Here is a 20698-nt window from a genome sequence, read left to right as displayed (position 1 = left end):
CCCAGGAAGGACCCCCGTGCAGCAGTTACCGATCCGTCAACTCGAAGTCGTCGCCGTCCGTCGAATCACCCCGCGCATGGCGCGCGTCACCTTCGGCGGTGCCGACCTGGCCGACTACGCGTCGGTGGAACTCGATCAACAGGTCAAGCTCTACTTCCCCAGACCTGGTCAGTCGCGTCCTGTTCTGCCGTCGCCGGACACCGACTTCATGAGTTGGTACCAGGCGTACAGCGCGATTCCCGAACCGGAGAGACCGTGGATGCGCAGCTACACGATCCGCGCCCACCACCCGGACAGCGCCACGGTCGACATCGACTTCGTCCTCGACGACCACGCGGGTCCCGCGACCCGGTGGGCTGAAACAGCTCGCCCAGGGGCTGTTCTCAGCATGTTCGGTCCGTCCGCCACGTTCGCGAGACCCACTTCGCTCACGACGTCCATCGATCAGGCCGACTGGCTCCTGCTGGTGGGCGACGCCACCGCTCTGCCAGCGATCACCTCGATCCTCGAAGGGGTTTCCGACGGCACGTCAGCGGTGGCGTACGTCGAGGTGGCGGACGAGGCCGAACACCAGGTCCTGCCGGGCAACGCCGCCGTGCACTGGCTGGACCGGGACGACAGCACGGCACCTCCGGGCGCTTTGCTGGTGGACGCGCTTGCGGCAGCCACCTTGCCTGCGGGTGTTCCTTTCGCCTGGTTGGCGGGCGAAGCCGGGGCGGTGCGTACGCTCCGGCGTCACCTGATCGACGATCGAGGTCTGCCGACGTCGTCGATCGACTTCACCGGCCACTGGCGTTTGTCCCTGTCCCAGGACGACGCGCCGACCCAGGACGACATCGAGGAGGCCAATGAACGACTAGCCGCTGCTCAGTAGCAGAACGTCGCCTTCGGCGGGAGTTCGACTCGCGATCGAGATCCCTCGGGGGTGGTGGGTGAGCGCTGTGCGGTGAGTGTGCCGTGTGGGCGGGCGTTCGGGTGCAGATGGCGATTCGTGTGCGGGACTGGTGGTTCACCTGACTGGGTTGTGGGCCGCGGAACGTGTGCGATCGGCTTGGTCCTGGAGGCTGTCCGCGAACCGCTTGGTTATGGACGCTGTCCGAGATTGGTAGCTCCTGGTGCACCGGAGAGTTGCCGGGATGGAGCCGTCCGCCGGGGTGTTCGGCGCGCGTGTCCGGCGCGAGTGGTCGGGTGTGGCGACGGCTTCGTCGTTGGGTGTGATCCCGGCTGGGTGGTCGTGTGCTGGGCGGTGTGAGGGCGAGCGTTGGTGATCGGTGGGTTTGTCGAGGGTGAACCTCGGCTTTGGTTGAGGTCTTGGCTGTCTGGTTGAGATGGAGAGGGGGTGGGCGGACGCCTTAGTGGACGTCCAGGTCGATCGGTGGGCCGGGTTCGGCTGTGGCCGTGCCTGCGGTCTGGGATGCCAGCCAGTCGTGGAACGGGGTGGTGTTCGCTTCGGGGACGTGCACGGTGATCGTGGCGCGTCGGTCGTAGGCGACGCCTGCTACTCGGTGGCCTGCGGCGTGCAGGGCGTTCTCCAGTCTGCCTGCGTCGGCGTGGTCGACCGTGATCGCGAACGTGGCGAACCTGGCTCGTTCGAGGGTGCCGATCGCGTCGACCGCTTCGGAGACGGCGCGGCCGTAGGCGCGTACTAGGCCGCCTGCGCCTAGTTTGATGCCGCCGAAGTAGCGGGTGACCACGGCTACCGTGTTGGTCAGGTCGCGTCGGATGAGGATTTCCAGCATCGGGACTCCGGCTGTGCCCGCGGGTTCGCCGTCGTCGCTGGAGCGCTGCGTGCCGTCCACCCGGAACGCAGAGCAGTTGTGGTTGGCGGACCAGTGTTCCTTGCGCACAGCGGCGATGAAGGCCGTGGCTTCGGTCTCGTCGTTTACTCGGCCGACGCTGCACAGGAAACGAGATCGTTGGATCTCGATCTCGTGGACGCCATCGCGTGCGATCACCCGCATCGCATCAGTATCGACGACTCCGCGCCTGGGAGTGGTTGTGGGACGGCGTGAGGTGGAGGTCTGCCGGTGGTGGTGCGGGATCGGTGTGACGTTGGTGGGCAGGTTGGTGGGGTCGGATGGTTGGAGGAGGGAGGAGGGAAGGGGACTCGGCGTTCTGTGGGGAGTGGGTGGCAGAGGCCGGGCTTCTGTGGGGCATTGGGTGCAGGAGGCCCGTTGTGGGCACGGTTGTTGTACGAGTCCGTGGTGCACGGGGTTACCAGGGAGTCCGGAGGTGCCGGACGGGTCGCTTGGTACCGGGCTGTGCGGCGGGCCGAGTTAACCGGCGAGCGGAGTTAAGCGACGGGCCGAGTGGAACGGCGGGCCGAACTTGAGGGCGAGAGGAGGTGCACGGCGTGCGGAGCTGAATGGTGGGTGGTGTTGTGCGGCGGGTGGGTTAGGGGGTGGTGTTCTCGGTCTCCCTGGTGGTGTTCGTCCGGCTGGGTGAACGTTTTGGTGCTCGGGTTGGGCAACTCTGCCGGTGGGTTCGGTGTTGGTAACCGGCCTGATGGGTGGGGTGTTGGTGCTGCTCACGACGTTGTCGAGGCTGCTGTGCGGCTGTGAAGTGGCGTAGGTCTGCCATGCCGCGGCTCTGCGGAGCCGGTGGTTGTCTCACATTGTGGGAGGTGGTCCTTAGCGCTGCGAACTTGCCTATCGTGACCGATCGTCCGGCTCACCTACAGGCAGGTCAACGTTGTCAGAACACGTCGGGGTTCCGGCCCGGTCGGTTGGCGCGGCCATCAGGGCCATGTTGCGTCGGGATCGGTGGGCGCTCGCGGGCGCGATCACGGTCGCGGTGCTCGGTGTTGCTGCCGTGGCCGCGGATCTGCTCACCGCGATCGAGGGGCAGGACCCGTACACCTACCGGTCCGAGGTGCTCGACCCGCAGACCGGTGGTCCGGCCGGTGCTCTTGGTGGTGTGAGCGGGGAGCACTGGTTCGGGGTTGAGCCGTTGAGCGGGCGTGATCTGTTCGCGATCGTGGTTCACGGTGCTCGCACGTCGTTCCTGATCGGGTTGGCCGCGACGGCGGTGTCGGTGGTGCTGGGCGTTCTGATCGGAGCTGGGGCCGGGTATCTCGGTGGCTGGGTCGATCGGGTCGTCACGTGGATCGCCGACGTGTTCCTCGGCTTCCCGTACCTGGTGTTCATGATCGCGCTGGGCGCGGTGGTGCCCAGCTCCGTGTCTCGGCCGCTGCTGCTGATCGTGGTGATCGGCTTCTTCGGCTGGCCGTCCATCGCCCGGATCGTGCGGGCGCAGGTGCTGACGTTGAAGAAGCGGAACTTCGTGTCCGCCGCGCGCATCCTCGGCGCCAGTCCGCGGCAGGTGTTCCGGGCCGAGTTGCTGCCGAACCTGTGGGCGCCGATCATCGTCGTGGCGACGCTGTCGATCCCCGGCAAGATCGGTCTGGAGGCGGCGCTGTCGTTCCTCGGCGTCGGCATCCCGCAACCCACGCCGAGCTGGGGCCGCGCGATCAGCACGGCCGTCGAGTGGGTGGTGACCGACCCGATGTTCCTGTTCTTCCCCGGTGGCGCGCTGTTCCTGGCCACCTGGGGGTTCACGGTGTTCGGTGACGGCCTGCGCGACGCGCTCGACCCCAAGACGGAAGTGCGACGCTGATGCGCACCCTCAAGTTCGTCGCCGCCCGCCTCGCGGGGACCCTGCTGGTGCTGCTCGTCGTCGTGTTCGTCACCTACGTGGTCTTCTACCTCGTGCCGTCCGACCCGGCGCAGCTTTCGTGCGGCCGTCCGTGCACCGAGCAGAACCTGGCACTGGCACGGGAGTTCATGGGGCTGGACGACCCCGCCTGGCGGCAGTTCCTGGACTTCCTCGGCGGCATCGTGACGGGCCGGACGTTCGGCGTCGGCGCGACCTCGATCCACTGCGCCGCACCGTGCTTCGGCTACTCGTTCCAGCAGAACGCCGACGTGGTCGTGCTCATCACCGAACGCCTGCCGGTCACGGTCTCGCTCGCCGTCGGCGCGGCGCTGCTGTGGCTCGTCACGGGGGTCGGCGCGGGCGTGTTCTCCGCGCTGCGCCGCGGCACGGTGTGGGACCGGATCACCCTCGCGGGCTCGGTCGCCGGGGTGTCCGCGCCGGTGTACCTGGTGGGGCTGCTGGGGATCCTCGTCCTCGGGTTCACCCTCGACGTGGTCCCGGTCGGCGGGTACGTGCCGTTCGCCGAGAGCCCGGTCGACTGGGCGTGGCACCTCGTGCTGCCCTGGAGCGTGCTGGCGTTCTCGCACGCGGCGGTCTACATCCGGCTGACTCGCTCGCAGATGCTGGAAACGCTGGGGGAGGACTACATCCGCACGGCCCGCGCCAACGGGCTGCGCGAGTCCAAGGTCGTCGGCAGGCACGCGCTGCGCAACGTCCTGCTGCCGGTCGTCACGGTGTTCGGCATCGACCTCGGCTCGCTGCTCGGCGGCGCGGTGATCACCGAACGGGTGTTCAGCCTGCCCGGCCTCGGCAGCCTGCTGACCGACGCGGTGAACCAGCGGGACCTGCCGCTGCTGCTCGGCTGCACGTTGTTCTCCGCCTTCCTCATCGTCCTGGCGAACGTCCTGGTCGACCTCTGCTACGGCGCGCTCGACCCACGAGCCCGTCTCACCTGAAAACCCCTGCGGGAGAAGAGAATGTCGAAGCAAGCGCACAGACTGGTCCCGGTCGTGGCGGCGGTCGCCCTGCTCGCCGCGTGCGGCGCCAACGACCCCAAGACGACAGGCGCGGACACCGCCAAGGCCGAACAGGGCGGCACGCTGCGCATCCTCAACGAGGGGCAGACGGTCAACTACGACCCGGCCAAGAGCAGCAGCCTGCCGATCACCTCGCTGGGCTACGTGCACCGCAGGCTCACCGGCTGGCAGAACGCCGAGGGCAAGCAGGCGGAGGTCGTGCCGGACCTCGGTGACACCGGCAAGGCGTCCGACGGCGGCAAGACCTGGACGTTCACCCTCAAGGACGGGCTGAAGTTCAGCGACGGCACGCCGATCCGCTCCAAGGACGTCAAGTGGGGCGTCGAGCGCACCTACGCGCCCGCGTTCTCCGGCGGTCTCGGCTACCACAAGCAGCTCCTCGTCGGCGGTGCCGACTACCGCGGGCCGTTCGAGGGCAAGGGCCTCGACTCCATCGAGACCCCGGACGACAAGACCATCGTCTTCCGCCTGACCCGCCCGTACGGCGACTGGCCGTGGATCGCCAGCACCCCGGCGTTCGCGCCGGTCCCCGAGGGCAAGGGCGCCGAGCCCGACTACGGCGAGCACCCGGTCGCGTCCGGCCCCTACCAGATCGCCGAGTACCAGCGCGGCGTGAAGGTCCGCCTGACCCGCAACACCAACTGGGACAAGGGTTCCGACCAGATCCGCGGCGGTCTGCCGGACGAGGTCCTGTTCCAGCTCGGCCAGGACGCGTCGGTCGTGTCGCAGCGGCTCGTCGCGGACAGCGGCGACGACAAGGAGGCGTTCGGCTCCTCGTTCGCCTCGCCCGCCCAGCTCGCCCAGTTGCAGGGCAACGCCTCCGCGAAGCAGCGGCTCGTCACGTCGAAGTCCGGCGCGCTCGCCTACCTCGCGCTCAACACGCAGAAGCTGACGAACCCCAAGGTGCGCCAGGCCTTCCAGTACGCGGTGGACAAGACCTCGTACCAGATCGCGTCGGCGGGCAGCGCCCAGCTCGCGGGTGACACCGCCACCACGCTGATCACGCAGGGCATCGCGGGCCGCGAGCAGTTCGACCTCTACCAGACGCAGCCCACCGGCGACCCGGAGAAGGCCAAGCAGCTCCTCACCGAGGGCGGGTTCCCCAACGGGCTGGAGAACCTGGACTTCGTGGTCTCCAAGAGCAACGACGGGCCCAACAAGGCCCAGGCGATCCAGGCCGCGCTCGCCAAGGCGAACATCAAGGTGAACATCCGGGTGCTGGACAGCGACGCCTACGAGGCCGAGACGAACCAGGCGAAGGACGCCGTCTACGACCTCACGCTCAGCTCGTGGCAACCGGACTTCCCCAGCGCCAACGCCAACATCCAGCCGCTGTTCGCGTCGTCGGAGATCGGTGGCGGCGGGTACAACATCTCCCGCTACAGCAACCCCGACGTGGACAAGCTGATCGAGGCCGCGCAGAGCGAGGTCGACCCGGCCGCCGCGGGCAAGAAGTGGGTCGAGCTGGACAAGAAGATCCTCGGCGACTCGCCGGTCGTGCCGCTGATCTACACGCGCAACTCGTTCCTGCACGGTTCCAAGGTCGCGAACTTCTTCATCGCCGACTTCCCGTCCTACCCGAACTACCTCCAGGCCGGTATCTCCAAGTGACGTCGCCACTCCTGCGCCTGGAGGACGTTTCCGTGGCGTTCGACGCCCCCGCCGCCAGCGAGGTCAGCTACTCGCTGGCGGCGGGGGAGGTGCTCGCCGTCGTCGGCGAGTCGGGCTCCGGCAAGACGGTGACCGCGATGTCGCTGCTGGGCCTGCTGCCCGGCACCGCGACGGTCACCGGCCGGGCCCTGCTCGCCGGGCGCGACCTGTTCACGTTGTCCGCGGGCGAGTTGCGGGCCGTGCGCGGCGGCGAGATCGGCATGGTGTTCCAGGAACCCATGACCGCGCTCAATCCGGTGTTCCGGATCGGCGACCAGCTCGCCGAGGTGGTTCGCGCCCACGGCGAACGCACGACGGCGCAGGCGAAGCAGCGCACGGTCGAGCTGCTGTCGTTGGTGGGACTGCCTTCCACGGCCCGGCGGAAGTACCCGCACGAGCTGTCCGGCGGGCAGTTGCAGCGGGTGGTGATCGCGATGGCCGTGGCGAACGAGCCGTCGTTGCTGATCGCCGACGAGCCGACCACCGCGCTGGACGTGACCGTGCAGGCGGAGATCCTGGAGCTGCTGCGGGACCTGCGGGGCAGGCTCGACGCGGCGATCCTGCTGATCACGCACGACATGGGCGTGGTCGCGGACCTGGCCGACCGGGTCGTCGTGATGCACGACGGCCGGGTGGTCGAGCAGGGGCCGGTGGCGGACGTCTTCGGCGCCCCCGAGCACGAGTACACGCGGTCGCTGCTGGCCGCTGTGGTGTCCCTGAGCACCCCGCCGCCCGTCGACCTGCCCGCCGCCGTCGAGGTCTCGCCCGGTGTCGTGGCACGGGGTGCGCACGTCGCCGTGACCGAGCCGGATCTGTCCACACCGGACGAACCCGGCGACGACCCGGTGCTCGTGCTGACCGGGCTTTCCGTCTCCTACGGGCGGTTCCGCGCGGTCGACGGCGTCGGGCTGCACGTCGGTCGGGGCGAGGTGCTCGGCCTGGTGGGGGAGTCGGGGTCGGGCAAGAGCAGCATCGCGGGCGCGGTCACGGGTCTCGTCGCGCCGAGCGCGGGCCTGGTCGGCCTGACGGGGCAGGACCTCTCCCGGTTGCGCGGACGGGCGCTGAAGCGGGCGCGCGGGCGGATCGGGATGGTGTTCCAGGACCCGGCGTCGTCGTTGAACCCGCGGGCCACCATCGCCCGCAGCGTCGCGTCCCCGTTGCTGCTGCACGGCTCCCTGCGCGGCGCCGCGCTCGCTCGCCGGGTCGACGAGCTGCTGGACGCCGTGCAGCTCTCGCCGTCGTTGCGCGAGCGCTACCCGCACGAGTTGTCCGGCGGGCAGCGGCAGCGCGTCGGCATCGCACGGGCCATCGCGCTGGACCCGGAACTGCTGATCGCCGACGAGCCGACCAGTGCGCTCGACGTGTCCGTCCAGGCCCGCGTGCTCGACCTGTTCCGGTCGTTGCAGGCCGAACTACGGTTCGCCTGCCTGTTCATCAGCCACGACCTCGCCGTGGTCGAACGGCTGGCCGATCGGGTCGCCGTCCTCTACCGGGGTCGGGTCGTGGAGACCGGGCCCGCGGGCGACGTGCTGACCGAGCCGCTGCACCCGTACACGCGACGGCTGCTGGCCGCGGCGCCGGTCGCGGACCCCGTCCGGCAGCGGGAACGCCGGGAGGCCTGGCTGGCGCTCGGGCACTCGGAGTAACGGTCTGCGTCACCTGGTCGTGTAGTCGGTGGAACCCGAGTGGCCAATTGTCGTAGTGGGGCCTCAGGGGTCACCTTGTGTGGCATGGCGAGTGAGTTCCAGAGACGCAAGGTCGCCGTCGTGTTCGAGGCGATGGACACCGACGGCGACGGGTTCCTGACCGAGTCCGACTTCACCGAGTTGACGATGAGGTGGACGGAGCTGCGCCGCGCGGCGCCGGGCACCCGCGACCACCAACGGCTGTCGGCGATCATGATGGGCTGGTGGGAGACCCTGCTCGCCGCGTCCGACACCAACCGCGACGACAAGGTCACCCCCGACGAGGTCCTCCTCGTGGTGGACCGCCTGCCCGCCATGCTGGACGTGGTCACCGCCACCGCGCGGGTCATGTTCGAGGCCATCGACGAGAACGCGGACAACGAGATCACCGCCGGGGAGTACCGGCAGCTCATCGAGGCGTGGACCGGCCGCCGGACCGACACCGACGAGGTGTTCGCCCGGCTCGATCTGGACGGCGACGGCCGCCTCACCCAGGAGGAGTTCGCCCTGCTGTGGGCCGAGTTCTGGGCTGGTGACGACCCGGAAGCCCCCGGCACCTGGGTGTTCGGCGACTTCGACCTGCCGCAGTTGAGTCAAGCCGACCGCTGACGGGACCGCTCGGTGACCCGGAGGGCCAGCGCCGGGCAGGCCGACGCGGCTCGGCGGGCCGCGGGGACGAGGTGGGCGGGCAGGGTGTCGCCGTGGAGCAGCGGGTAGCCCCACTCGTCCAGGTCGACCACCTCCGGGAGCAGGTCGGCGCACAGGCCGTGGGCGCGGCAGGCGATGGGGTCCAGGTCGAGCGAGCTCACGCGGTCCTCCTCGTGGTGCAGCCCGCGCCGGTGGCGTGGGCCGTGACGTCGTCGGCGAACACGGCCAGCGCGCTCGCGGCCATCCGGACCGCGCCGTCCGGGTGGGCGCACGCGCCGCGCCCCGTCACGACCGGCAGCCTGCGGCGCAGGCGGTCGAGTGCTCCGGGCACGCCGTCGGCCAGCGCGGCGAAGTCGGCGGCGATGGCGGGCAGGCCGAACATGCACGGTCCGCACTGGCGGGCCGACTCGGCCGCGAGGTAGGCCAGGATCGCCGCGGTGTCGCGGACCCCGCACTCGCGCGGCGAGCGGAAGACGGCGACGCCCGGCGCCTCGCCGACGGTGAGGCCACCCGCGTCCGCCAGCCACACCCCGCCGTACCCGCCCGCGAGCACCGGGCCCGTGACCAGGTCGGCGAGCCTGGTCGTCACCGGCACCTCGTGCACACCGGTGGGGGTGGTGACCAGCGTCGTCTCCCTGGCGCGGAACGCCTCCGCGCCGATCCTGGCCACGACCGCCAGGTGCGCCAACGTCTCCACGTTGTCCACCAGCACCCCACGCTCGGTGGGGCGCGGCGGGCTCACGGTCGGCTTCGCCGCGCCACCGGCGAGGAAGTTCACCAGCGCCGACTCCTCGCTCGCGACGTACCGCCGGGGCACCTCGACGACGCGGACACCGCGAGCCGCCGCGGTGGGGCGCAGAGCCGCTACCAGCGGACTGCCCTCGTGCACGCACAGCACGGCGTCGGTGGCGCCGATCGCGTGGCGCGCGGCCTGGATCCCGTCGAACACCAGGTGCGGAGACCGCCTGAGCAGCACCCGGTCCTTAAGGCTGTCCGGTTCGCCCTCGCAGCCGTTCGCCACGACGACCCGCTTGCGCCCGGTGACCGCCTGGAGCTTGCGGCCGGTGGGGAAGCCCCCGCCGCCACGGCCGCGCAGGCCTGAGGCGAGTACCTCGTTGATCAGCGTCACCCGATCGGGGACCGCCAACGGGGTCAGTGGACCGTTGGTCAACAACCTCATCGCGCTTCCACCCTCGCCCTCGTGTCCGGGTGCGTCCGCTGCGCACGCCAGACGAGTCCGGCCAGCACCGCCACGACGCACAGGCCGTTCAACGCCCACACCCACCACAGATCCGCGTCACCCATGCCGAAGCCGTGCGCGACCGCGATCGGCCAGCACGCGTACGCGGTCCAGTGCAGCGCCCGCCACACCCGCGGCGGCACCCTGGTGCGCAGCAGGCTCGTGACCACGACCGCCAGCAGCACGTCGACCGCGACCGCGCCGAGGCCGATCCAGAACGGCTGGTAGTCCGACACGAACGGCACCACCACGTCGACCCAGTCCAGCGCCACGTACCCGTCGACGATCGCGGTGGTGATGTGGACGGCCAGGAACACCAGCGCCAGCAGCGACAGGTTCCGGTGCAGCGCGGCGATCGTGAAGCGCGGCCACGCGACCGTGGCCTGCCTGCCGCTGGTGAGCAGGCCGAGCACGAACGTCCCGGTGAGCAGCACCAGCGCCAGCAGACCGCAGGCGCGGCTGGCGAACCACAGCGCCTCGCCCATCACGCCGCCTGCCGTTCCCGGTCGGCGGGCCAGCCGCCGACCGCGAGCACGGCACCCGCCGCCGACACCAGCCGGGCGGGCAGACCGCGCGCGGCCAACCACTCGGGAGCGTCGTGGCCCAGGACGATCGCGGCCGTGGCGGCGGTGTTCGCGTCCACGCACGTGCCAGCGGCGACGGTGGCGGTCCGCCACACGACGTCGGCGGCCAGTCCGGTGCGCGGGTCGACGATGTGGTGCTGCGGAACGCCGTCACGCAGCCAGGTCCGCCGCGTGGTGCTCGACGTCGCCAGTCCGCCGCGCCGGACCGCGACCACGGTCTGGGGATCGGCGACGGCGGTCCGGTGGTCGTCGCCGATCGCGACCCGCCACCCGCCCGCGGGCGTCTCGCCCGCCACGGCGACGTCGCCGCCGAGCGACACCAGCACCCCGCAGCCGACCATCACGGAGATGGCGCGGGCCGCCCGATCCGCGGCCAGCGCCTTGGCCGTCGCGCCGAGGTCCACCTCGATCCCATGGGGCAGCAGGACTTCACCGCGGTCCGCGTCGAGCAGGACCCGGTGCCAGCCCGGAACCCGTTGGGGGACCAGGGGTCCGTCCACGATCGCGGCGAAGTCCCGGTCGTAGCCGAGCGCCCGGATCGCGCCGCCGACCGTCGGGTCGACGAGCCCGTCGGTGAGCCGCGCGGCGCGCAGCGCGACGGTGAGGGCTTCGGCGAGCACCGGCCCGATCGGCACAGCGCGTCCGGACGGCAGCCTCGACAGCTCCGAGTCGGCCCGGAAGCGGTTGCACGCCTGGTCGACGTCGTCCAGCACGGCCCGCAGCAGCCGTTCGGCCTCGACCGGGTGGTCGGTGACGGCGAGCACGGCCGTCGTGCCCCACACGGGGAACTCCACGACGTGCGTCACGACCCACCGGACCCGGTGTGCGCACTGCCCGACCCCTGCTCCGGGGCGGAATCGGGGGCTTGCAGGGAATCGCCGCCGTCAGTGGACGATCCCGTCGACGTGCTCGTCCCGGTGTCCGACTGGGCGTCCGTCGTGCCCGTGGCGAACACGACGCCGAACAGGGTCGCGAGCGCGGTGCAGGCGGCGGCTGTCCACGCGGTCGCCCGGCCGACCCGGCGGTTCCCCTCGGCACGACGGCCGATCCTGGCTTGGGTGTCGTTCATCGCTGGCGTGTCCTCTCCTGGTCCACCCCGATGGTCGACGGGGTTCCTGGGAGAGGGCTGTGCGTTCCTTGTGAGCCGCGTACAAGCGGAAGCCGCGTCCACGAACCGTGGACGCGGCTTCCGGGTGACGTGCTACCGACCTGCCCTGTCGGTCCACATCAATCGAAGCGCGACGCAGAGGCCGATGAGCATCAGCACTCCGCTCACGCCGAAAGCGGTCACGATCACCGCGGCGAGGCCGCCGAACAGGACGAGCACGCCGACGACCCGCGGGGTGACGCGCCAGCGGGTCCGCACCTCCGGCTCCGGCGGCCGGACCGGCGCGGGCGCCGGGGTGGGCAGCAGCGCGACCGACCTGGGCGCCGCCACGCCGCGGTCGTGCAGGGTGATGGTCTTCCGCACAGGCCGCACGGGGTCGTTGCGCAAATCGCCGAGGTCGCTCGACAACGGTTCCCGATCGATCATGGTGCCAATGGTGCCGCACTCCGTCCGGGGAAATCCATCGGGGGATGGGGGTCTGTCGCCGAGCGGTTGGCGGATCTCGGCAAGCGGCCGAATGCTATTGAGACCGAATAGTGCGGAATGGCATCATTGCAGGTCAAAGGCTTACGCACGTGCAGAGTGCACGTGCATCGGTGCGTGCATCAGCTCGGATCGAACGGCCGAGCAATTGCCGATGCAACAATAGGTGGAATGACGTTCGCCACAATTAGATCAGACGGGCCTGACGCCGATCACGACGGTCGCGTCCAGTTCCTCCGACGACACCACCCGCGGTTCCAAACCGGACCTGGCGAACACTTCGGCGGCGTGCGGCGCCTGCCGTTCACCGGTCTCCACGAGCAGGTGTCCGCCGGGCGCGAGCCACTTCGGGGCGTCCGCGGCCACGCGCCGCTGGACGTCCAGGCCGTCACCGCCGCCGTCCAGCGCCACCAGCGGCTCGTGGTCACGGGCCTCCGGCGGCATCGTGCCGATGGCCCCGGTCGGCACGTACGGCGTGTTGGCCACGAGCACGTCGATCCGGCCGCGCAGCCCCAGCGGCAGCGGCGCGTACAGGTCACCCTCGTACACCTGGTCGCCGGGGATGTTGCGGCGAGCGCACCGGACGGCGGCGGGGTCGATGTCGGCGGCGAACAGGTCGACGCCCTCGACCAGTGAGGCGACCACCGCGCCGACCGCGCCCGATCCGCAGCACAGGTCCACGACAACGGAGCCGGGCCGCGCGAGGGACGCCGCCCGCCGCGCCAGGAACTCGGTGCGCCGCCGGGGGACGAAGACGCCGGGGTCGACCAGGACGCGCAGGCCGCAGAACTCCGCCCAGCCGAGCACGTGCTCCAGCGGGAGGCCCTCGACGCGGCGGGCGACCATCGCGTCGAGCTCGGCGGGTGACCCGGCCGCGTCGACGAGCAGGCGGGCCTCGTCCTCGGCGAACACGCAGCCGACGGCGCGCAGGCGGGCGATGATGGCGGAAAGCGGTGGAACCATGGGGAGACGTGCCTTTCGGGGGTGCCGAACGGGCGCTCTCCCGCGGTCTAGCGGACCGCGCGGTGGGCGAGCACCCGACCTGGACGAGCGGTCATGGGGTTCCCACCTCCTAGGTCGGTGCTGCTGACGGTGGAACGGTACCAGCGCTCGCCGGTCACACGACGATCGCGTGGACCGACGCCGGAGCGGGGCGGTCCGCGCGCTGGTAGGCGTTCCACGCCAGCGCGAGCCGCTCGACGGCGTCGGTGACCTCCTCCTGTGGTGAGGTGAACGGGATTCGCAGCCGGTCGGTACCGCCACCCGCGGCGTCCAGCGCGGCGCCCGGCAGCACGGCCACACCGTGCCGGAGCGCCACCTGGGCGAACGCCGACGCGTCACCGGAGGGCAGCCGCACCCACAGGCACTGACCGCCGTCGGCGCGGCGGAAGTCCCACGAGGGCAACGATTCCGCGAGCGCGGCGCACAGGACTTCGTGCCGCCGCGCCAATTCCGCGCCCCGGCGCCGGGTCACGTCGTCCAGCACCGGCAGCAGTTCGACGGCCGCGAGCTGCTCCAGGACCGGGCTGCCCAGGTCCTGGATCGCCTTGATCCTGGCGAGTTGGGCGATCTCGCCCTCGGACGCGCGGATCCAGCCGGTGCGCAGCCCGCCCCACACCGACTTGCTGAACGACCCGACGGTGAGCGCCGGTCCGAACGCCGCCAGCCCCGGCGGGAGCGACCCGTCGAACGACAGCCCGGCGAGCACCTCGTCGTCGACCAGCGGAACCCCGTGCGCCACCGCGACCTCCACCAGCCTGCGCCGGACCAGCGCGGACGTGGTGGCGCCGGTCGGGTTGTGGTTCGTCGGGTTCAGGTAGGCGAGCCGGGGCCGGTCGGCCAGCGCGGTCGTCCACGCCGCGACGTCGTCGCCGGGCAGTGCCGTGAGCACCGCGGCGGCGTCCCGGAACAGCTCCAGCGCGCCGGGGTAGGTCGGCCCCTGCACCAGCACGGTGTCGCCGGGGGCGACGAACAGCCGGGTGAGCAGCGCGAGCGCCTGCTGGCCGCCCGTGGTCACCAGGATCTGCTCCGGCGCGGTCGGGATCCCGCGCGAGGTGTAGCGCTCGGCCAGCGCGGACCGGAGTTCGGGGTGGCCCGTCGGGTGGTAGCCGATGTCGCCGCCGTCCTGGCCCGGCAGGCGCGCCACCGCGCGCCCGAACGCCTCGGTCAGCTCCGGCGGCGGACCGTGCGGGGCGGTGCACGCCAACGGGATCACGCCCGCCACCGGTTCCAGGTAGTTGACGAACAGCGGGTTCGCCAACGGCAGCGCCCCCGGCCACGGACCGGCCAGCACCGCGGGCGCGACCCACGTGCCGCGGCCCTGGTGCCGTTCCAGCTTGCGCTCCTGGCGCAGCCGGTCGTACGCGGCGACGACCGTCGTGCGGCCGACCGCGAGCCTGCCCGCGAGCACGCGGTCCGGCGGCAGCGCGGCCCGCGGCGGTAGCTGGCCCGAGTCGATGAGCTGGCGCAGGCGTTCGGCGAGCAGCAGGTACAGCGGACCGCGGCTGACCGACCAGCGGCCGAGTTGGGCGACCAGGCGGTCGACCGACCACGGTATTGGCTCTGTCACCGGACCAATTTAGCCGGAATTGGCGCTGTCGGAGGACGTCGTGACACCCAAAACTGGCGGTCATGCGCCCTTCCACCCGTGCCGTCCACGTGCCAGTGCCGACGCTGCCGAACTCCCGGTCGATCAGCGTCCCGATCTACCAGGCCTCGAACTTCGCCTTCGACGACCCGGACGCGCTCGCGGAAGCCCTCGAATCACCGGACAGCGGGTTCGTCTACAGCCGCTACGCCAACCCGACGGTCCGCGCGCTGGAGGACCACCTGGCGCGCCTCGAAGGCGGGGTGGCGGCGGTGTTCACGGCGTCCGGCATGGGCGCGATCAGCGCCGTCCTGATGTCCACGCTGCGCTCGGGCGACCACGTGATCGCCCAGAGCTGCCTGTACGGCGGCACGTACGCGATGCTCAACGACCTCGCGGCCCGCTTCGGCGTCGACGTCACCTACATCGCGGGCGACGACCCGGCCGAGGTCGCGGCGGCGGTCCGGCCGTCCACGAGGATGTTGTACCTGGAGACCATCGCGAACCCGGTGACGAAGGTCGTGGACCTGCCCGCGTTCCTCGCCGCGGGCCGCGCCGCGGGGCTGGTGACGGTGGTGGACAACACCTTCGCGACACCGCTGCTGTGCAGGCCGATCGAGCACGGCGCGGACGTCGTGCTGCACTCGGCCACGAAGTACCTCGGCGGGCACTCCGACGTGACGGGCGGCGCGCTGGTGTTCGCCGAGGACCAGCGCTACCGCGAGGTGTGGCACCACGCGATGGAACTGGGGGCGGCGGCGGACCCGTTCGCCGCCTGGCTGACGATCAGGGGCGTCCAGACGCTGCCGCTGCGGATGCGCCAGCACTGCGCGAACGCGGCCGTCCTCGCCGAACGCCTGGCCGCCCACCCCTCGGTCGTGTCGGTGCGCTGGCCGGGCCACCCGGGCCACCCCGACCACGAGGTGGCGCGCGGTCACCTGTCGGACTTCGGCGGCATGCTGGTCTTCGACCTCGCGGGAGGGCGGGAGGCCGGGTACGCGTTCACGAAGGGCGTGAGGCTGGCGAAGCTCGCGGTGTCGCTCGGCGGTGTCGAGACCACCCTGGTGCACCCGGCGAGCTCCTCGCACCGCCAGCTCGACGCCGATGCCCTGCTCGCGGCGGGCATCGGCGAAGGCACGGTGCGGGTCTCGGTCGGCATCGAGGACGCCGAGGACGTGTGGGAGGACTTCGCGCAGGCCCTCCCGCTGTGACGGGCTAGCGGGCGAGGTGGCGCAGCGCGTCCGCCAGTGACTCGCTGCGCGGGAGGAAGTCCTCCAGGTCGGACAGGGCGAGCACCTTCGCCACCGCGGGTGACGGCACGAGGTGCGGCCGGTGGCCCTGGCCGTGCGCCGTGAGCAGGCACGCGAGGCCCGCCGAGGCGAAGAACGTGACCCCGCTGAGGTCGATGACGAGCGGGTCGGCCGCCGCGGCGGCGCGGGTGACGCGGAACTCCAGTTCAGGCGCGGTGTCGAGGTCGACCTCACCGACGACGGTCACCACCGTGGCTCCGGTGACCTGCCCTACGCGGACGGAAAAAACCCTTTCTGTAGCACTCTGCACAGTGGCCAGGGTAGCGAGCGAGATCGCCGGGCGCATGCCCCGACCGGGTTGCGCACCCGTGCCGGACAGGGGGTTACAGCGCCTCTGACGTGCGTGAACGCGCCTGTGAAGTGCGCTGCCGACCCGGTTTCGTGCCCCGAGCCACGACGCCTCGAACCGGCCGGTGGCGCGCTCCACGCGGCACCGGGGAACGCCGTTCGCCTACCGTCGGCGGCATGTCGGACTCCACGATGACCGCGTGGCGGCAGTGGCGCGAAAGCCCCTGGGGGCGCCTGCGCTACACGCTCGCCGAGGCCAACCTCGCCCGCCACCTCGGCCCGGACCCGCTGCGGGTGCTGGACCTCGCTGGCGGTGACGGTGGTGACGCCGTCCCGCTCGCCCGCCGGGGCCACGACGTGACGATCGTCGACCGGTCCGCGGAGATGCTCGCCGCCGCGAAGGAGGACGCCGAGGCCGCGGGCGTGTCCGTGGCGCTCGTCGAGGCCGACGTCGCGGACCACGGCCTGGACGGGTTCGACGTGGTGCTGTGCCACAACCTGGTCCAGTACGCGGGCGACGCGACCGCGTGCCTCGCCTCCGCGTTGGAGCCGCTGCGCACCGGCGGGCTGCTGTCGGTCATGGCCGTGAACAAGCACTCGGCGCCCCTGCTCGCCGCGATCCGGGAGACCGATCCGGTGGCGGCGTTGACGGCGTTGGAGACCGACCAGGCGCGCTCGGTCACGTTCGACGCGACGATGACGCTGCACACCGCCGAGGACGTCGGCGACCGGCTGGCCGCGCTCGGCTGCGCCGTGACCGGCCACTACGGCATCCGCGCGTTCTGCGACTACATCGCGGACGACCAGTCGAAGGCCGATCCGGCGTTCTTCGCCGACCTGGAACGGCTGGAACTCGCGGTTACCGCCCGACCGCCGTACCCGCACCTCGCCAGGCAGTTCCAACTCACCGCGACGAAACTCGGCTGAATTCGTTGTATACGCCGTACACAACGTGGTCTACGGTGTATACATGGCATCAGTCACCGGCGAGCGCATCGCCGCGATAGCCCACGACCTCCTGCTCGCCGAGGGGTCGGCCGCCGTCACCATGCGGCGGGTCGCCACCCTCGCGGGCCTCACCCCGATGGCGATCTACCGGCACTTCCCCAGCCGGGAGGACCTCCTCGACTCGGTGGCCGCGACCAGCTTCGCCGCGCTGGCCCGCACCTGGGGCGAGCGCGACTGGTCGGCCGACTTCCACCGGCAGCTCGACGAGGCACTGGACCTGTACCTGGACTTCGCCCTCGGGCAGCCGCACCTGTACACGTTCCTGTTCACCGAGCAGCGCGCCGGGGCGCGGAGGTTCCCGGACGACGCGAGCGCCTCGCCGACGTTGTCCGTGCTCGCCGACGCCCTCACCTCGGGGATGCGCGTCGGGATCCTGCGCCAGGACGACGTGTGGGAGTTGGCGCTGGTCATCTCGGCCACGCTGCACGGCCTGGTCCAGCTCCACGCGGGCGGGCGGTTGACGGCGCCCGAGGCCGAGTTCCGCGCGCTGTGCCGGACCGCGCTGGAGAGGGTCCTCGATGGCGTTCGCGCGTAGCGCCTCCGCGGTACTGGCCACCGCCGCGCTGTACTTCTTCGGCACCGGCCTCACGCCCGTCCCGTGGCTGACCTGGCTGGCCCCGCTGCCGATCCTCCTGCTCGCCTCACGGGTACCGGCCCGCTCGGCCGCGGTGGCGGCGTTCGCCGCGTACTCGTTGGGCGGCGCGAACACGTGGCGCTACTACGCCGTCGACCTCGAACTGCCGGTGCCTCTGCTGGCGATCCCGGTCCTGCTGTTCCCGCTGCTGCTCACCGGTGTGGTGCTGCTCTTCCGTGCCGTCCTGCTGCGGGGCCAAGCGCTGCTCGCGGCGGTGGCGTTCCCGGCGGGCATCGCCGCCGCCGAGTACCTGGTCTGCCTCGCCACCCCGGCCGGGGCGAACTGGAGCCTGGCGCCCACGCAGTCCGACCTGCTGCCGGTGCTCCAGGTCGCCGCGGTCACCGGTGGCTGGGGTGTCAGCTTCCTGGTCTCCTCGCTGCCCGCGGCACTCGCGGTGGCCCGTCCTCGCGTCGCCGCCGCCGGATTCCTGGTGGTGGGGCTCGCGGTCGGCCTCGGCGCGCTGCGACTGGCCACAGTGGACGAACGGTCGTCGCCGAGGATCACGCTGCTCTCGGCCCGCACGGACCGCGACGAGGTGCGCGTCGACACGCGGGCGGGTCGTGACCTGGTGGCCGCGTACGTCGACTGGCTGCGCACGGCGCCGGACGACGGGACGCGGATCGTGGTGCTGCCGGAGAAGGGGTTCCGGGCCGACGAGGCGACCCTGCCCGCGTTGATCGACCCGTTGGTGGAGGCCGCTCGCACCAGGGGGGTCGACCTGGTGGTCGGTGTGACGGTGACGACGGGGGAGCGGACCCACAACGCCGCGTACCACCTATCGAAGCGCACGGTGGTCTACCGCAAGCACCACCTGGTGCCCGGCCTGGAGGACGCGCTCACGGCGGGCACCGATCTGGCGTTCGCGCCGGACGGCCGCGTCGGCATCGCGATCTGCGCCGACCTCGGCCACCCGGAGTTCGGCCGGGCCTACGGCCGGGCGGGGGCGGGGCTGCTCCTGGTCCCCGCACTGGACTTCACCGTCGACGCGTGGTCGCAGAGCAGGGTGCAGGCGCTGCGCGGGGTCGAGAGCGGCTTCTCCGTGGCCCGCGCGGCGCGGTTGGGCTACCTGACCCTCAGCGACCACACCGGCCGCGTGGTGGCGCAGGCCGCGACCGGTTCCGCGACGCCGTTCACCGCGGTGAGCGGGACCCTGCCGGTGGCGGACGGCCCAACGCCCTACGCCCGTTGGGGCGACTGGTTCGCCTGGCTCTGCCTGGTCGTGGTGGTGGTCGCGTCGTGGTCGAGCAGGAGTCGCAAGGATTCGTCCGAAAAGGACGGTGAGGGGACCTTGACGCGCTCGGCGGGCTGACGGCGTCGGGATTCGGGGTCCTGGAACAGGCGCAGGAGCGCGTGGTGGCGCACGGCCCACGTCACCACGAGCAGCGCGATGACGATCAGGACGGGCACGACGGACGACGTCTGCGGCATACCGGGCGGCCAATGCCAGTGCAGGTGTCTCACGGGTCCTCCCAGGCGGCGGGTTGTCGATCCATCCTGGCGTGGACGGGCGCGCGCGGGCAGGCAGTGGACAGGCCGGTTAGGGAGCCCCTTCCTTGCCGGTGCCCGGCAAGGAAGGCCACCCCAGCAGTTTCGCGCCCAGCACGGCGACGTGGAGCGCGAACCCCTGCTCCGGGTCATCGGCCGAGTAGCCGGTAAGCGCTTTCACCCGGTGCAGCCGGTAGGTCACGGTGCGCACGCCGATGTTCAGCTCCCTGGCGGTCGCCGTCGCGACCCGCCCGCTGGCGAAGTACGCGGACAGGGTGTCCAGCAGCGGCCGGGCGCCGGACCGCGCGACGCGCAGCGGCTCCAGCACCACGGACACCAGCTCCGCCAACGCCGCCGAGTCGCGCAGGAGCACCTGGTACACCAGCAGGTCCGCCGCCCGGTGCACCCGCCCCGGCAGTCCGAGCAGCCCGGCCGTCCCCACCGCGTTCTTCGCCTGCTCGAACGACCGCACCGCGCCACCGGGTCCCGACTGCGCCCGGCCGATGCCCGCGCGCCACCCCGTCCCGTCGGCCACGGCCGTCCCGACCTGCCGCACGAACTCGTCCGCCGCGCCTGCGAGGGTCTCGGGCACGACGCAGACGAGCAGGCTGTCCTTCGTCGTCACCAGCACGTCCCGCGACCCGAGCCGGTGGTGCAGCGCCGTCTCGACCTGCCGGGCGACCCCGCCGCCGTCGATGAACGGCTCTGGTGAACTCACCACCGCCACCACGTGGCTCGCGGCCAGCCGCAACCCGTAGCGCTCCGCCCGTTCCGGCAGTTGCCCCAGGTTGCGGCCGTCCAGCAGGTCGTCGACGAACTCGCGCCGGAACGACTCCTCCTGCCGGACCGACCACCGCTGCGCCTGCTCGTACCCCTCGGCCAGTTCCACGACGGTCGCGTCCGCCGCCCGGAACACCGCCTCGCCGACGGCCTTGAACCCGTCGCTCCCGGTCGCCTCGCACACCCCCGGCAACGACGGCCACGCGAGCCACGTGGCGGTCAGGTACAGGTCGATCAGGTCCCGCAGCGCCACGCCCAGTTCGGCCGCCCGGCCGCCGATGTCGTGCCGCAGGCGCTTCTGGTCCTCGCCGATCCGCTGCCCGGACACGCTGATCGACGCCAGCACGTCGAGGTAGCCGTCGAGCAGTTCGGCGGGTACCCCGCGCGCGTCCCTGCTGGCCCGCGCGGCGACCGCCGCCACGTCGACCCCCGACGACTTCCGCCTCTTGACCGCCATGCGCCAGAGTCTTCCGTCCTGTCCCGCCCGGCACGGCCGATTCGACGTGATGATCATCGC

At 71.6% G+C, this 20698-nt stretch carries 21 protein-coding genes; 10 read left to right on the top strand and 11 right to left on the bottom strand.

All coding sequences use genetic code 11. The features are described from left to right. Positions 1-16 precede the first annotated feature (16 nt). The gene (locus tag NZH93_RS30330; RefSeq protein ID WP_259626670.1) at positions 17-874 is read left to right on the top strand and encodes a siderophore-interacting protein; all 858 of its coding nucleotides are present in this window, start codon (positions 17-19) and stop codon (positions 872-874) included. A 478-nt stretch (positions 875-1352) separates the two neighbouring features. Here NZH93_RS30330 and NZH93_RS30325 read toward each other — a convergent pair whose 3' ends face one another. Then, a complete protein-coding gene (locus tag NZH93_RS30325) occupies positions 1353-1961 on the bottom strand; it encodes a YigZ family protein (protein ID WP_259626669.1) in 609 nt (202 codons plus the stop codon). A gap of 784 nt (positions 1962-2745) precedes the next feature. Between NZH93_RS30325 and NZH93_RS30320 the strand changes: the two genes are divergently transcribed. The 5 genes from NZH93_RS30320 to NZH93_RS30300 all read left to right on the top strand — a co-directional run bounded on the left by NZH93_RS30320 (position 2746) and on the right by NZH93_RS30300 (position 8635). Next, positions 2746-3615: an ABC transporter permease gene (locus NZH93_RS30320; RefSeq protein ID WP_259626668.1), complete on the top strand. Its 870-nt coding sequence runs from the start codon at positions 2746-2748 to the stop codon at positions 3613-3615. Beyond that, positions 3615-4610, top strand: a complete 996-nt coding sequence (locus tag NZH93_RS30315; protein WP_259626667.1) for an ABC transporter permease — start codon at positions 3615-3617, stop codon at positions 4608-4610. Before NZH93_RS30320 ends, NZH93_RS30315 begins: the two co-directional genes overlap by 1 nt. A gap of 21 nt (positions 4611-4631) precedes the next feature. Then, positions 4632-6302, top strand: a complete 1671-nt coding sequence (locus tag NZH93_RS30310) for an ABC transporter substrate-binding protein (RefSeq protein ID WP_259626666.1) — start codon at positions 4632-4634, stop codon at positions 6300-6302. Beyond that, positions 6299-7987, top strand: coding sequence for a dipeptide ABC transporter ATP-binding protein (locus NZH93_RS30305; RefSeq protein ID WP_259626665.1), 1689 nt, complete (start codon positions 6299-6301; stop codon positions 7985-7987). Before NZH93_RS30310 ends, NZH93_RS30305 begins: the two co-directional genes overlap by 4 nt. Positions 7988-8071: 84 nt before the next feature. Continuing rightward, the gene (locus NZH93_RS30300; RefSeq protein WP_259626664.1) at positions 8072-8635 is read left to right on the top strand and encodes an EF-hand domain-containing protein; all 564 of its coding nucleotides are present in this window, start codon (positions 8072-8074) and stop codon (positions 8633-8635) included. On the opposite strand, the gene NZH93_RS30295 is transcribed toward NZH93_RS30300, so the two are convergent. From NZH93_RS30295 to NZH93_RS30260, 8 genes are all read right to left on the bottom strand, one after another. Then, positions 8620-8835, bottom strand: coding sequence for a ferredoxin (locus NZH93_RS30295; RefSeq protein WP_259626663.1), 216 nt, complete (start codon positions 8833-8835; stop codon positions 8620-8622). The genes NZH93_RS30300 and NZH93_RS30295 overlap by 16 nt on opposite strands. Then, positions 8832-9854, bottom strand: a complete 1023-nt coding sequence (locus NZH93_RS30290; RefSeq protein WP_259626662.1) for an NADH-ubiquinone oxidoreductase-F iron-sulfur binding region domain-containing protein — start codon at positions 9852-9854, stop codon at positions 8832-8834. Before NZH93_RS30290 ends, NZH93_RS30295 begins: the two co-directional genes overlap by 4 nt. Beyond that, positions 9851-10399, bottom strand: a complete 549-nt coding sequence (locus NZH93_RS30285; protein ID WP_259626661.1) for a ferric reductase-like transmembrane domain-containing protein — start codon at positions 10397-10399, stop codon at positions 9851-9853. The genes NZH93_RS30290 and NZH93_RS30285 overlap by 4 nt, the downstream gene beginning before the upstream one ends. After that, positions 10399-11304 (bottom strand): FAD:protein FMN transferase, encoded by a 906-nt coding sequence (locus tag NZH93_RS30280; RefSeq protein ID WP_259626660.1) that lies wholly within the window; start codon positions 11302-11304, stop codon positions 10399-10401. The genes NZH93_RS30285 and NZH93_RS30280 overlap by 1 nt, the downstream gene beginning before the upstream one ends. Next, positions 11301-11567, bottom strand: a complete 267-nt coding sequence (locus NZH93_RS30275; protein ID WP_259626659.1) for a hypothetical protein — start codon at positions 11565-11567, stop codon at positions 11301-11303. The genes NZH93_RS30280 and NZH93_RS30275 overlap by 4 nt, the downstream gene beginning before the upstream one ends. 132 nt (positions 11568-11699) lie before the next feature. Further along, positions 11700-12032 (bottom strand): hypothetical protein, encoded by a 333-nt coding sequence (locus NZH93_RS30270; protein WP_259626658.1) that lies wholly within the window; start codon positions 12030-12032, stop codon positions 11700-11702. A gap of 249 nt (positions 12033-12281) precedes the next feature. Continuing rightward, positions 12282-13052, bottom strand: a complete 771-nt coding sequence (locus NZH93_RS30265) for a putative protein N(5)-glutamine methyltransferase (protein ID WP_259626657.1) — start codon at positions 13050-13052, stop codon at positions 12282-12284. A gap of 154 nt (positions 13053-13206) precedes the next feature. After that, complete coding sequence (locus tag NZH93_RS30260) at positions 13207-14658, bottom strand: aminotransferase-like domain-containing protein (protein ID WP_259626656.1); 1452 nt, start codon at positions 14656-14658, stop codon at positions 13207-13209. Positions 14659-14720: 62 nt separating this feature from the next. Between NZH93_RS30260 and NZH93_RS30255 the strand changes: the two genes are divergently transcribed. Next, positions 14721-15887, top strand: a complete 1167-nt coding sequence (locus NZH93_RS30255) for a trans-sulfuration enzyme family protein (RefSeq protein WP_259626655.1) — start codon at positions 14721-14723, stop codon at positions 15885-15887. Between the two features lie 4 nt (positions 15888-15891). Here the strand turns inward: NZH93_RS30255 and NZH93_RS30250 are convergent, their stop codons facing one another. Further along, positions 15892-16272 carry an STAS domain-containing protein gene (locus tag NZH93_RS30250; protein ID WP_276024391.1) on the bottom strand — a complete coding sequence of 127 codons (381 nt, stop codon included), beginning with the start codon at positions 16270-16272 and terminating at the stop codon, positions 15892-15894. 179 nt (positions 16273-16451) lie between these two features. Here NZH93_RS30250 and NZH93_RS30245 point away from each other — a divergent pair, with 179 nt between their 5' ends. Genes NZH93_RS30245 through NZH93_RS30235 form a run of 3 tightly spaced genes read left to right on the top strand, consistent with a single transcriptional unit; the run spans position 16452 to position 19225 of the window. Then, positions 16452-17201: a methyltransferase domain-containing protein gene (locus NZH93_RS30245; RefSeq protein ID WP_259626653.1), complete on the top strand. Its 750-nt coding sequence runs from the start codon at positions 16452-16454 to the stop codon at positions 17199-17201. 43 nt (positions 17202-17244) lie between these two features. Next, positions 17245-17817, top strand: coding sequence for a TetR/AcrR family transcriptional regulator (locus NZH93_RS30240; protein ID WP_259626652.1), 573 nt, complete (start codon positions 17245-17247; stop codon positions 17815-17817). Further along, a complete protein-coding gene (locus NZH93_RS30235; protein WP_259626651.1) occupies positions 17801-19225 on the top strand; it encodes a nitrilase-related carbon-nitrogen hydrolase in 1425 nt (474 codons plus the stop codon). Before NZH93_RS30240 ends, NZH93_RS30235 begins: the two co-directional genes overlap by 17 nt. A gap of 228 nt (positions 19226-19453) precedes the next feature. Here NZH93_RS30235 and NZH93_RS30230 read toward each other — a convergent pair whose 3' ends face one another. Beyond that, positions 19454-20638 (bottom strand): PucR family transcriptional regulator, encoded by a 1185-nt coding sequence (locus tag NZH93_RS30230; protein WP_259626650.1) that lies wholly within the window; start codon positions 20636-20638, stop codon positions 19454-19456. Positions 20639-20698 lie beyond the last annotated feature (60 nt).

Source organism: Umezawaea endophytica, from assembly GCF_025061645.1.
GTDB classification, from domain to species: domain Bacteria; phylum Actinomycetota; class Actinomycetes; order Mycobacteriales; family Pseudonocardiaceae; genus Umezawaea; species Umezawaea endophytica.
This window is presented reverse-complemented; position numbering and strand designations above follow the sequence as displayed.